The organism is Megasphaera massiliensis, assembly GCF_000455225.1.
Lineage (GTDB): Bacteria > Bacillota > Negativicutes > Veillonellales > Megasphaeraceae > Megasphaera > Megasphaera massiliensis.
In genome coordinates this window covers 102,617-115,951 of the sequence record NZ_HF954559.1, presented here as the reverse complement: position 1 = coordinate 115,951, position 13,335 = coordinate 102,617, and the positions used below count along the sequence as shown (strand labels likewise).

Sequence of the window (13,335 nt, the reverse complement as noted above, 5' to 3'; positions counted from 1 at the left end):
ATTATTTTAAGCTATTCTTTTCTTATACATAAATATTATATATTTCAGATGTAAAAATATTTTTATAACATTTACGTTTTGACGCCGTAGCCCTCGGACAAGACCCGAGGAAAATCATACCGACACACCCGTCAGAGACACATAATCTATGCCTAAAAGGCTCCCCTTAAGCCGCACCAGATTTTATTCCGGTCCCGACGTTAAAGAGGAGCCTCTCAAGTTTAGATTCTATCAACCTTTATTCGATTACCGCTTTTTCACCACTGAGATAACCGTGATTCCATTCCCACTGCTGTGCGATGCAATAACCTGATTTCGTGCATCGGAAGCACTAGAAGCGTTTACCATGGTGGAACTGACACTGCCTCGAGACGTTTTGCTCGTAGTTTTATATCGAAACCTTACTTCATAGCGGCCACCCATAACGCAACATCTCCCTTTCTAAACACAGGTCCAACGGCGAAGCCATGCCGGCATTAGCCGTAAGAAACGAGCCGATATTCATTATGAGTCCATTATATACGGAATAAAGAATACTGACAACAGATGATTAATGGTTGCCCGGAACGGCAACGGCCTGCGCTTGGAGGGCCGCATTACGTTTCTTTTCTCTGGCATCCATGTGGCGAGCAAAGAGGCCTGCCAAGATAGATCCCGTTACCTGATGAACAAGAGCGCCGACGGCGGCCGGAATGGCGACGGCCGGGGCAAAGAATACCGATACTAAGGAAATGGCCAGGGCATCGTTTTGCATCCCGACTTCAAGGGTAACTGAATGCTGCTGTTTTTTCCCGAACCCCAATTTTCCGGTAACAACATATCCCAGAAGGAAGCCACCGAGATTGTGAAGGAGGACCATGACGATAACAAAGAGTCCCATTTCCAAAATCTTAGCGCCATTGACAGCAATGACACCGCCGAGGATAACCAAAACACCAAAAGCGGAAACAAGAACCAAGATTTTCGACAAAGAAACGACGTGCTTTTCCCCCATCAGGCGATGAGCCAAAAGGCCGAGGACTAAGGGGACCAAGATAACTTTCATGACCGTCATGGTCATGGCCACAAAGGAGACTTCAACCCACTGACCGGCAAGACCCCAAACGATAAAGGGCATCATGATCGGCGCCAAGAGGGTCGAGCAGGTCGTAATGGAAACGGAAAGAGGCACGTCGGCTTTCGCCAAGAAGCCCATGACATTCGATGCCGTACCGCTGGGGCAGGAACCGAGGAGGATCATACCGACAGCCATTTCCGGCGGCATTTCAAAGGCCAGGACCAGGCCATACGCCAAGAGGGGCATGATCGTATAATGAGCGGCACAACCGACGAGGACTTCCTTCGGCCGCTGAACAATCAATTTAAAGTCGCTGGCATGAAGAGTCATGCCCATGCCGAACATGATGATTCCCAAGAGGAGGACCGTATGCGGCACGGCCCATAAAAAGGCACTGGGCATAAAGTAAGCTGCCACAACGACGACGAGAACGATATACGTTAAATTCTTCCCAACAAAACCGCTTAATTTTCCGATGAAATCCATCATAGTAAGGCACATCCTTTCACATTACACTAAATAATAGACAAATACGCAAACGGTTTTGATGGAGCAAAAAAAGACTTTGCCTCTAAAAAGAGACAAAGCCTTCACTCTGCGGTACCACTCTTATTGTCATAACGACCACTTTTCCAGCATCTCCGGATATTCCCTTCCAATGCCTGGCTGGATAACGGTTGCCTGCCGGCTGCGTCTACTGGCAAATCTGCGTTCGGGCAGCAGCTCCTGGATGATTTTTCATGTCCGTATTCCATCCTGCCTCTCAGCTTTCAGCAGGTCTCTGTCATGGCGTTCCCGACATTACTTCTTCCATTCAACACTGTTCTGTATTTGTTGTTGTAATTATACAGCCATCGCCATCAGTAGTCAATAGATTATTAAGTTTATTTCCATGTTTTATCATTAAGTTAAGTTTTACAAAATGTAATCCCGCTTATTATAACGTTTAACTTAGGATAAATAATTATTTATGCCAAAATATCCGCCACTTTTTGCTGTAAAACCGGTACGACATCAGCTTTAAACCAGGGATTAGACGCCTGCCAGCGGAAATTCAGCGGGCTGGGATGGACGAGTGGGAAATAATCGGGCAAATAGGCTTCGAAGTTTCTTACCGTCTCGGTCAGGTTACGCCCCTTCCTTCCTTTTAAATAGTAATCCATGGCGTATTTCCCAATCAGTAAGGTCAGGGACAGGTCGGGCATGAGAGATAAGATATCAGGATGATATTCAGCGGCAATAAATTTGCGCGGCGGCTTATTGCCTGTTTTCGCCTTGCCGGGGTAGTAAAAGTCCATGGGCATGATGGAAACGGCTGTTGAGTAGAAAACAGAGGAGTCGATTCCCATCCATTCCATCAGGGTTTCCCCGGACTTATCATGAAAAGGAATGCCCGACTCTTCTACCTTTCGCCCCGGAGCCTGTCCGATGATCAAGATTCTGGCTTCCTCGTGAATCTGAAAGATAGGGTCAATCCCCCGTTCCGTATAGTCTTTGTTCCGTTCATCTTGGCGAAGTTTATCAATGATGTCCTGCAAATTCATAACATATTCCCTCCATTCGATAAAAAGGCAGAAACCTGATTCCAGATCTCTGCCCACAAAAGATTATATCAAAAAGCTGTAGTATATGATGGGTATGAATAAGGCCGGCAAAAAGTCAGCGACCTTAAATTTCGTCAGTTGAAGCATATTGAGGGCAATGGCCAAAATCATGAGGCAGCCGACGGCATTGAGTTCGCGGACGACATCGGGTGTCATCAGCGGCAGCAAGAAGGTCGCTAATACATAGAATATCGTTTCATAAACAAAAAGTACAATCCCCACGGGGACGACGCCAAGTCCGTATAAGGCGCCGAAAATAAAAGACGATACGGCGTCGATAGCGCTTTTAAAATAGAGTAAGTCGTTGCTCCCCAGGGCGGCCTGAATGGGTCCGATAATAGCCATGGCACCGATGGTCTCCATCATGGACAAGGTCACAAACCCTTTGACGAATTTAGAATCGTCTCCGCGGCTCAAATGCTTTTTAAGGAATTCCCCGAATTGATTCATCCGGTCTTCAATTCGGATGGCCGTCCCGAGGACCGTACCGATAATCATACTGGCCAAGACGAGGAGCATATTCTGACTTTGGACGGCCCCTTGAATCCCCATAGCCGCCAGTCCCAGGGCGATGACCCACAGAACGGGAGTCGTAAATCGCTCAGATATCCGATTTTTTAATCCGACCCCAATAACTGCCGCCAGGGATGAGGTCACTGCGTTGACAATAACACCGATCATAAACTTGCCTCCTGACTTTTAGACTACGTTCATTATAGCAAAAAAAGGTGCTGCCGAACATCAAGCAACACCTTTTTATAAAACAAAATACGTTTACGCCATTACTTATGAGCCGGCGACAGCGAAGCACCTGTCGTCTGCCTGTCATCTGCTTCATAATTATCATCAAAACGTTTATTCAGGTAGTTGACATAGAGATACGCAAGGCCTGCCCCTGAAATATTGTGCCAAGCGCTGAAAATCGCGCCGGGGACCCCTGCCATGGGAAGGGCGGCAAAATGGGTTTTGGCAAGCCCCGTGGCCAAGCCCGAATTCTGCATGCCGACTTCGATGGATACAGCAACCATCTTTTTCCAGCTCATGCCGCAGAGGTGACCGATAAAGAATCCCAGGGCATAGCCGAGGCAGTTATGCAAAATGACGACTAACAGGATAAGGCCCGAGCTGTTGAGGATGGAATCGCGGCTGGCACCGATGATACCGGCGATGAGGAAGGAAATAGCCATGGCTGACACGGCCGGAAGATAGTCGAGAGCAGCTCCGGCAAGCTTCGGCAGAAAGCGCTTGACTAAAAGCCCCAAGGCGATAGGAACGATGACGATTTGTACGATGGATAAGAACATGCTGACAGGATTAAAGGAAATACGCTGACCGATGATCAGATACGTCAAGAGGGGCGTCAAGACCGGAGACAATAAGGTCGAAATACTGGTAATGGTGACCGATAAGGGAACGTCGCCTTTACTCATGAAGGTGATAACATTGGACGACGTACCGCCCGGGCAGGTCCCGACGAGGACGACGCCTGCCGTCAGAGCCGGATCAAGGCGAAATACGGTCGCCAGGACGAAGGCCAGGAACGGCATGACGAAATACTGGGCACAAACGCCGAAAAATACGTCCTTAGGCTGCTTCAAAACGAGGACGAAATCGCTGGCGCTCATGGTCATGCCCATGCCAAACATGATGATGCCCAAGAGAACCGACAAGACGGAAATGCCGCCGACATGGCCTAAAACCCAAGAAAAGCTCGTCGGCATCGTAAGGCCGATGATGAGAAAGATGATGGCGATGACGCCAAAAAACTTACCGATGAGAGCACAAACCTGTTTCATAATAAGCCCCTTTTCATATTATTTTATATTCAGATAAAATAAATCTCCTGCCCCATTCCCTGCGCAGCATAAGCGAAGGGCACGGAAGCAGGAGATAGCATTCAGTCTTACTGCATGACAGCGCCGGTATTGGCCGACGTAACAAGCTTAGCATACCGTGACAAGTAGCCCGTCTTGACCTTCGGTTCCGGCTGCTTCCAAGCAGCTCGGCGTTTAGCGAGTTCTTCATCGCTGACTTCCAGTTCCAGTTTACGATTCGGAATGTCGATAGAAATCGTATCGCCGTCGTGAACTAAGGCCAAGGGACCGCCTTCCATCGCTTCCGGTGAAATGTGGCCGATGCAGGCACCGCGGCTGGCACCGCTGAAGCGGCCGTCCGTCAAGAGGGCGACTTTCAAGCCCATGCCGGTGATGACTGCCGTCGGATTGAGCATTTCTCGCATGCCCGGCCCGCCTTTCGGCCCTTCATAGCGGATGACGACGACGTGCCCTTCTTTGATGTCGCCGCGGATGATAGCTTCGATAGCATCTTCTTCAGCATCGTAGCACTTGGCCGTTCCCTTATAGACCAAGAGGTCTTCATCGACAGCACTTTCTTTGATAACCGATCCTAGGGGTGCTAAATTCCCTTTAAGGACAGCAATCCCACCCTTATTCATATAGGCATTGTCGACGGAGTGGATGACATCCCGATTGAGGACTTCCGCATCTTTAATGCGGTCGCCTACGGTGCCGGTAATGGTCTTAGCGTCGGTGTGAATCAAGCCCAACTTCGAGACTTCCTTCATGACGGCGCAGATACCGCCGGCTTCATCGAGGTCCTGCATATGATAGGTTCCGCCGGGGCTCATCTTGCAGATATAGGCAGCCTTGCGGCTGATGGCATCGAACTCGTCGAGGGACAGCTGTACCCCAGCTTCATGGGCAATGGCCGGCAGGTGCAGGGCCGTGTTGGTAGAACCGCCAATAGCCATGTCGACGGCAATGGCGTTTTCAAAAGCTTCGAGGGTCATGATATCCCGAGGCTTCACATCGCGGCGGACGAGGTCCAAGACGACTTCACCGGCTTTTTTGGCCAGCATGCGGCGAAGGCCCGTATAAGCAGCGGGGATCGTCCCGTTGCCGGGAAGGCCCATGCCCAAGACTTCAGTCATGCAGTTCATGGTATTGGCCGTAAATAAGCCGGAGCAGGAACCGCAGCCCGGGCAGGCGTGAAATTCCATTTCATGCATTTCTTCAGCCGTCATCTGGCCGGATTCGACCTTGCCGGCGGCTTCAAACATCGTGCTGACACTGATATTGCGGCCCTTATAGCGACCGGCCAGCATGGGACCGCCACTGACGACGACAGTCGGGATGTTGAGTCTGCCCGCAGCCATGAGCATGGCCGGCACGATTTTATCGCAGTTCGGAATGAGGACCAAGCCGTCGAAAGCATGAGCCGTCGCTACGGCTTCGATGGAGTCGCAGATCAACTCGCGGCTCGAAAGGGAAAAACTCATGCCCCGATGACCCATGGCGATGCCGTCACAGACGCCGATAGACGGAAATTCGATAGGCGTACCGCCGGCAGCGGCTACCCCAAGTTTAACGGCCTGGGCAATTTCGCCTAAGTGGACGTGCCCCGGAATAATTTCATTAAAGGCATTACAGATGCCGATCAAAGGCTTCTTCAAATCCTCATCACTATAGCCCATGGCATGGAACAAACTCCGATGGGCCGTTCGGGTAACCCCTTTTTTTACAACATCACTGCGCATAATATCCATCCTCTCTTTATACCGTACTGGCAGCAGCATATCTATTACATATCCTTCACGGCCGTTTCCCCTCGAGAGAGAGAAATCTGGCCCGTCCGGGCAATTTCAATGATTTCATAGTCTTTCAGCATTTCAAGCAAGGCTTCAATACGATCTTCCCGGCCTGTAATGCGCATGGTCAGCGAATGTCGCTGGACATCGACAATCTTAGCCTTGAACAAATTCGCAATATTGGTCAATTCTTCCCGGATTTCGGGCGTCAGACTCCGTATCTTGATCATGGCCAGTTCATAACTGACAAAGGGGGCGTCATCAAGGTTTACCACCTTGATGACGTCGATGAGTTTTGACAGTTGATTAACGGCTTGGTCGAGTTCCCATCGGTTTTCGACGGACACGACGATATTGATGCGGGTCACATCGGATTCCTCCGTGTACCCGGCGTTAATACATTCAATATTAATGGCTCTGCGGCTGATGAGGCCGGCGACGTGTGTCAGTACGCCGGGCTTATTGTCGCAAAGTAGTGCCAGGTGCTGTTTCGTCACTGGCCTTCACCTCCCAATACCATTTGATCCAATCGTTTTCCGCCGGGAACCATGGGATACACATTTTCATCAGGCGGAATGAATACATCGAGCAGGGCCGGTCCCTCCGTTTGGAATAACCAGGATACGGCTTCATCCAGTTTTTCCGGATTGCGGACACAGGAGCCGGGAACACCCATGGCTGCTGAAAGGGCCGTCAAATCCGGATTGTCGGCAATGACCGACTGCGAACAGTGACCACTGTAAAACATGCGCTGCCACTGATTGACCATGCCCAAGACGTTGTTGTGGAGAACGACGACTTTGACGTCGACACCGTACTTATGGAGTGTGGCAAATTCCTGACAGTTCATCATGATGCTGCCGTCGCCGGTAAAGAGGACGACCGTAGATGAAGGACAGCCGATTTTAGCACCCATGGCTGCCGGAAGGCCGTACCCCATCGTCCCCAGTCCCCCGGAGGTAACGAAATGCCGCGGTTTATTCAGGTTGAAGAACTGGACCGACCACATTTGATGCTGGCCGACGTCGGTAACGATGATAGTATCCTCATCGGTCGCAGCCTGAACGGCATTAAAAATCGCCTGCGGAGAGATGGTTCCCTCCAGATGACGGGTCGCAAAGGGATGGGCCTTCTTCATGGATAAAACGACGTGCCGCCACCCTTCATATCTTTCATAAAGGGACTGTCCATAAGGTTTCAGCCCCTCACAGAGCCGCGGCAGAGACCAGCGAAGGTCGGCGTTGACACTGATATCGGCATGGACGATCTTATTGATTTCAACCTTATCGATATCGAAGTGGACGATGGTTGCCTGCGGCGCAAAATTCGCAGCGTCGCCGGTAACGCGGTCATCAAAGCGGACGCCGACGGCAAGGAGCAAATCGCACTGGGTAACGGCCATATTGGCGGCGTAAGAGCCATGCATGCCGACCATTCCCAAGTGGCAATCCCAATCATCAGGGATACTGCCCTTCCCCATGAGCGTCGTTACGACCGGTATCCCGAGCGGCTGCACGATAGTGCGCAGGGTTTCTGCCATTTCCGATAAGATGACACCACCGCCGGTGAGGAGGACCGGCCGTTTTGCCTTAGCCAGGGACTTAACGGCACGGACCACATCGTCTTGGCAGCCTTCCTGATTGCCGCTGTAACCTCTAAGGTGAACATCCTTTGGATATTCAAATTCAAAGGACGTGTCGAAGACATCTTTGGCAATGTCGACCAGGACCGGTCCCGGCCGGCCTGTCGAAGCGATGTAGAAGGCCTCTTTCAAGACCCGCGGCAATTCTTTGACGTCCTTTACGAGATAATTATGCTTGGTAATGGGCGTCGTGATACCGGAAATGTCAGCTTCTTGAAAGGAGTCACGGCCGATGAGTGGCGTCGCGACCTGACCGCTGATGATAACCAAGGGAATAGAATCCATATTGGCCGTCGCAATGCCGGTCACCATGTTGCAGACTCCCGGGCCGGAAGTTGCAAAGCAGACTCCGGTGCGCCCCGTCACTCGAGCATAACCGTCGGCAGCGTGAACAGCTCCCTGTTCATGTCCCGTCAAAATATGAGGGAACTCCGCTTTATATAATTCGTCGTATAAGGTTAGGACGGCTCCGCCGGGATAGCCGAATACGACACTACACCTTCTCGCTTTAAGCATTCAAGGACAGCTTGTGCGCCGGTCATGTTCATTCTATTCACCTCGTTATCATGTCATTAAGCGCATGGTCTATGGACCATGAAGAAATTAGTCGTTCTGATCGTTGCTGTGGAGCCAGGGCATCATGGCGCGGAGCTTTTCACCGACCTGTTCGAGAGGATGTTCCGCGTGCTGACGGCGCATAGCTAAGAAGTGAGCCCGGCCGCCGGCCTTGTTTTCGAGGAGCCAATCTTTGGCAAAGGCACCGGACTGGATGTCGTTGAGGACGTCTTTCATGGCCTGCTTCGAAGCCTGGGTTACGACGCGGGGGCCGGCCGTATAATCGCCATATTCAGCCGTATCGCTGATGGATTTACGCATCTTGGCCATGCCGCCTTCATACATGAGGTCGACGATCAATTTCATTTCATGGAAGGTTTCAAAGTAAGCGATTTCCGGCTGATACCCTGCTTCGCAGAGCGTTTCAAAACCGTTGGTGATGAGCTGGCAAATCCCGCCGCAGAGAACGGCCTGTTCACCGAAGAGGTCCGTTTCTGTTTCTTCCTGGAACGTCGTCTGGATGACACCGGCACGCGTGCCGCCGATACCGCGGGCATAAGCCAGGGCTAAATCAAAACAAGTTCCCGTCGCATCCTGTTCAACAGCGAATACGTCCGGAACGCCGCCGCCTTCTACAAAAGTACGGCGAACGAGGTGACCGGGGCCTTTCGGAGCTACCATGAAGACATCGACGTCAGCCGGCGGGACAATCTGTTTGAAGTGAACGTTAAAGCCGTGAGCAAAAGCAAGGGCACTGCCGGATTTTAAATTCGGAGCGATTTCAGAAGCATAGACATCCGCCTGTTTTTCGTCCGGAATGAGGACCATGGTAACGTCCGCTTCTTTAACGGCTTCGGCAACGGTCTTGACTTCAAGGCCGGCTTTTTTTGCTTTTTCGACAGATTTACTGCCTTCGTACAAACCGACGACGACGTCTACGCCGCTTTCTTTCAAATTCAAGGCATGGGCATGACCCTGGCTGCCATAACCGACGACAGCTACCTTCTTACCTCTCATGACATCCCAATTTACATCTTGATCATAAAAAACCTTTGCCATAATAACATCGCTCCTTTGAGTATAAAATAATTTATTCTCGTTGGAATTTAGAGATGCGTCGAAAGAGGTAACAAAAAAACTCCTATCCCTATGAGGGACGGAGTTTTTATTCCGCGATACCACCCTGATTCCCGGCTCATTGCTGCGCCAGGCTCTCTACAACGTACCAACATACGCGTTTCCTATAACGTGGAAAAGTCGTCAGTGCTTAGTATACTTCAGCACTCCTCTTCAGGGATGATTTTCAATCGATCTTCACTATCGGCTCGCACCACCCGCCGACTCTCTGAAAGTATCCGAAGGACCTACTCTTTCCCGTCATCAGATTTTACTCTATGCTTTTGCGAGCCCTTATCAGTTCGGCTCGTTTGAAAAGCTTGAACACATTCTACAAAATGACGCCTCGTTTGTCAATGATTTTTTTTGAAATTAATCTGAAATTCTTTAGTTAAACGCTTGACTTCCTAATATTTTTAGGAGTCCCGATTATTGAGGTACCATTTCACAAATTGCTGGGCAATCCGCCCGTTGCGGCCGGAATGTTCCATCTCCCAGCGCAGCCCTTCGATTCGCAGCTTTTCCGGAGCGAGATCAATGCCGGCTTTTTTCAATTCATGGCCAATGATTTCCAGATATTCATCCTGCGTCGGCGCTGCGTAATGAAGGATGAGGCCGAAACGGTCTGATAAAGAAATGGCTTCATTGGTGTTATCGTCACGGTAGACTTCTTCCCATTCATCATTGCGGTCATGCCAGGTCTCCTTGAGCAGATGACGGCGATTGGAAGTTGCATAAATAACCACATTTTGGGGTTGTGGCGTAACACCACCATCCATGGCCGATTTCAGGTACTTATAAGACGCTTCATTTTCATCAAAAGACAGGTCATCGAGAAACAAGATGAAACGCTTGCTGCCGATAGCGCCCAACTTTTCCATCAGGGGCTGTAGTCCCTGAAGCTGGTCACGCTGAAGCTGAACCAGGCGCAGTCCTTGTTCATGATATCGTGAGACCAAGGCTTTGACTGCCGTCGACTTGCCCGTACCGCGAGATCCCGTAAGGAGAACGTTATTCGCTTCTTTCCCGCTGACAAAAGCCGCTGTATTGGCCATGAGTTTTTCCTTCTGGGCAGCATAGCCAATGAGATCATTCCAATCGAGGTGCGGGAAATTTTCAATCCCGATGAGCTGACCGTCATCAGACAACCGAAAGGCCATGAAACGAGCAAGTTTCCCGCGGCCGAAGGCGGCATAGTAATCGAGCAGGACGGCCGTGGCTTTTTCCGGCGTATCCGCCCCTTGAAAAGCTTTCTCTAAGGACCGAATGCAGGCGTCGTTTGTGACGGAAGCCGGCTCATAATCATCTAAATATTCGATATCAAAGAAGTCAGAAGGCTGACGCTGTAAGTACGGAAATATCAGTTTCATATCGAAAGCCAAAGCCCGAGTCAGTCCCGTACCTGCGGTACCGACCCGTTCCATAACATCGGCAGCTACCGTACGTCCCTCAGAAAAAAGGTATAAAAAATACTGGCGCAGCACATTGCCCTGAAGCCCCAACCGTTCAGCCGCTTCCAATAAGGCGGCCGCACCGGCTCGCCGTGAAAACGAAGCCTCTTGATCCGTATCTTCCTGAACATCCATCAAGGCCTTGATGACAGGATCCTTCAAAAAATCCCGGCAAACGACGAGGCCTCGTAAACTTTCACACTTCATAGAACCATCTCCCCCTTGTGGCACCGCTTTTGACGTCCGCAGTATTTGGGCTATTATACTTCCAGAATGGACAGCGGTCAAGAAGCAGATCACCATCTATGCATAAATAATACTATTTTCATCAAATGTTATCCACTAAGGCATCGGCCATGCGGCACATACGAACAATAGGTTTTACATCATGAACGCGCATGATAGTACATCCCGAAAGGACTCCGGCCACACATGTCGCCCCCGTCCCTTCCATCCGCTCCGTTACGGGCAGGTCGAGGATCTTTCCGATAAAGCCCTTACGGCTCGTCCCCAGCAGCATGGGATACGGCAGGGCCGTCAATTCGCGCAGGTGCTTCATGACATAGACGTTCTGTTCAAAAGTCTTTCCAAAACCGATGCCCGGATCGGTAATGATTTGGTCTTGACGCATCCCGGCCCGGTCGGCAATCATGGACGAACGAATAAAGAAGCGCTTCATATCGCCTATGATGTCGCCGTATTCCGTGCTGTCCTGGTTGTGCATGACGACGACGGGGACGCCGTGTTTTGCAGCAACTGAAGCCATTTTTCCCGGTTCCGGCCCATACTGCAGGCCCCAAATGTCGTTCATGATATGGGCTCCCGTGCTCATGGCATAGTCTGCCGTTTCGGCTTTATACGTATCGACAGAAATGGGCACCGGACAAGCATCGACGAGGCGGGGCAGTATTCGTTCCAATCGTTCAATTTCTTCAGCCGCCGAAATCGGCGTAAAGCCCGGGCGGGACGATTCAGCACCGATATCGATAATATCGGCCCCATCGGCAACCATGTCTTCCATATGGCATAAGGCCGCGTCGATATCATTCCACTTGCCTCCATCCGAAAAAGAATCAGGCGTATAATTTAAAACCCCCATAATCAGCGTTCTTTCTCCGACAGTCAGCGTTTTTCCATCATTCCAGCGATAGTGACGAATTTCCATGGTAAATCCTCCTATAAAAAAAGAGATAACTCGGGCGCCCAAAAGGACGCACAGTCGTTATCCCTAAAAAAAAGTCCGTAACCTGTACGTTACTATGTAGTATACCAAAATAAGGACTTCCGGGCAATAAGGCCATTCTCAAAAGGCACTTGTTTTTCAGTAAAACACTTCTCTCAATTGAATATATGAAACAAGGCCCTTTGTTGACGTAAAGTATGTATATGATATACTAAAAGGGGTTTATATTTACGAATTACAAGACAAAGGGGGATTTGTTATATGAAAAAGACGCCTGTTATCTTCATCGGACACGGAAGCCCCATGCTGGCCATCGATGAAAATGATCTTACGCGCGAAATGCAGCGAATCGGCGCCGACATTCTAAACAGCCCGGAAAAGCCAAAAGCCATATTAGCCATATCCGCCCATTGGTATGCGCCGGGTACATATATTCAAAGCGCCGAAAAACCACGTCAAGTATACGATATGTACGGCTTCCCGGAAGAACTCTACCAGCTTAAATATCCCGTCAGAGGCTGTTCAGACCTTACGAAAGAAGTCTGTGACCGCCTGGGCAGCGACGTTTCTATCAACGACAGTTGGGGCATCGATCACGGAACCTGGAGCGTCATGGTTCATATGTTTCCCGATGCTTCTATCCCCGTCGTACAGCTCTCGGTAAACAGCCATCTGAGAACGGAACAGTGTGTCGAAATCGGGAGAAAATTAGCCCCCTTGCGCGAGCAGGGATACCTGATTTGGGGCAGCGGCAACATTGTCCACAACCTGCGGCGAATCGAATGGAACAACCGCGGCGGTTCCGACCAGGCAGAACACTTCAGCCAATACATCGTAGACAACGTCCTTAACGGCAATATCGATGCCGTCATCAACTACCAAGAACACGAAAACGCAGCCTACTCCGTTCCTACACCGGACCACTATATGCCGCTGCTTTACTGTCTCGGCGCCGCCGGAGAAGATTCGGCCACCGTATTTAACAACACCTGCACCATGGGGTCTCTCTCCATGGCCAGCTTCGTGTGGGCTTAATCAGTATAAAAAGGGGCTGTAACGAAATACACCCCTAAAAGCAATAATGCGGCTTGAAGCTATAAAAGTATCTTCAAGCCGCATT

General features: G+C 50.3%; 10 protein-coding genes, 1 pseudogene and 2 other annotated features. Of the genes and pseudogenes, 1 reads left to right on the top strand and 10 read right to left on the bottom strand.

Going from position 1 to position 13,335, the window contains the following annotated elements:
* Positions 1 to 550 precede the first annotated feature (550 nt).
* The 10 genes and pseudogenes from TX77_RS12095 to folP form a co-directional block, all read right to left on the bottom strand.
* Complete coding sequence (locus TX77_RS12095) at positions 551 to 1,546, bottom strand: bile acid:sodium symporter family protein (protein ID WP_049917374.1); 996 nt, start codon at positions 1,544 to 1,546, stop codon at positions 551 to 553.
* A gap of 85 nt (positions 1,547 to 1,631) precedes the next feature.
* Positions 1,632 to 1,884, bottom strand: a binding site (T-box leader).
* 141 nt (positions 1,885 to 2,025) lie between these two features.
* Positions 2,026 to 2,601, bottom strand: a complete 576-nt coding sequence (locus TX77_RS12090; protein WP_044505340.1) for a uracil-DNA glycosylase family protein — start codon at positions 2,599 to 2,601, stop codon at positions 2,026 to 2,028.
* A gap of 63 nt (positions 2,602 to 2,664) precedes the next feature.
* Positions 2,665 to 3,342 (bottom strand): DUF554 domain-containing protein, encoded by a 678-nt coding sequence (locus tag TX77_RS12085; protein ID WP_044505339.1) that lies wholly within the window; start codon positions 3,340 to 3,342, stop codon positions 2,665 to 2,667.
* Between the two features lie 101 nt (positions 3,343 to 3,443).
* Positions 3,444 to 4,457 carry a bile acid:sodium symporter family protein gene (locus TX77_RS12080; RefSeq protein WP_044505338.1) on the bottom strand — a complete coding sequence of 338 codons (1,014 nt, stop codon included), beginning with the start codon at positions 4,455 to 4,457 and terminating at the stop codon, positions 3,444 to 3,446.
* Positions 4,458 to 4,564: 107 nt separating this feature from the next.
* The gene (ilvD, locus tag TX77_RS12075; RefSeq protein ID WP_044505337.1) at positions 4,565 to 6,217 is read right to left on the bottom strand and encodes a dihydroxy-acid dehydratase; all 1,653 of its coding nucleotides are present in this window, start codon (positions 6,215 to 6,217) and stop codon (positions 4,565 to 4,567) included.
* A 44-nt stretch (positions 6,218 to 6,261) separates the two neighbouring features.
* Positions 6,262 to 6,765 (bottom strand): acetolactate synthase small subunit, encoded by a 504-nt coding sequence (ilvN, locus tag TX77_RS12070; protein ID WP_044505336.1) that lies wholly within the window; start codon positions 6,763 to 6,765, stop codon positions 6,262 to 6,264.
* A pseudogene (ilvB, locus tag TX77_RS12065) lies at positions 6,762 to 8,458 on the bottom strand (biosynthetic-type acetolactate synthase large subunit). The gene ilvN and the pseudogene ilvB overlap by 4 nt, the downstream one beginning before the upstream one ends.
* A 55-nt stretch (positions 8,459 to 8,513) precedes the next feature.
* Positions 8,514 to 9,524 (bottom strand): ketol-acid reductoisomerase, encoded by a 1,011-nt coding sequence (gene ilvC / locus TX77_RS12060; protein WP_044505335.1) that lies wholly within the window; start codon positions 9,522 to 9,524, stop codon positions 8,514 to 8,516.
* Between the two features lie 90 nt (positions 9,525 to 9,614).
* Positions 9,615 to 9,855 (bottom strand) — a binding site (T-box leader).
* Between the two features lie 142 nt (positions 9,856 to 9,997).
* The gene (locus TX77_RS12055) at positions 9,998 to 11,239 is read right to left on the bottom strand and encodes an ATP-binding protein (RefSeq protein ID WP_044505334.1); all 1,242 of its coding nucleotides are present in this window, start codon (positions 11,237 to 11,239) and stop codon (positions 9,998 to 10,000) included.
* A 121-nt stretch (positions 11,240 to 11,360) separates the two neighbouring features.
* Positions 11,361 to 12,197 (bottom strand): dihydropteroate synthase, encoded by an 837-nt coding sequence (gene folP / locus TX77_RS12050; RefSeq protein WP_044505333.1) that lies wholly within the window; start codon positions 12,195 to 12,197, stop codon positions 11,361 to 11,363.
* Positions 12,198 to 12,476: 279 nt separating this feature from the next.
* On the opposite strand from folP, the gene ygiD reads away from it, so the two are divergent.
* Entirely contained in the window at positions 12,477 to 13,250 is a 774-nt protein-coding gene (gene ygiD / locus TX77_RS12045) for a 4,5-DOPA-extradiol-dioxygenase (protein WP_044505332.1), read from the top strand.
* The last annotated feature ends 85 nt before the right edge of the window (positions 13,251 to 13,335 follow it).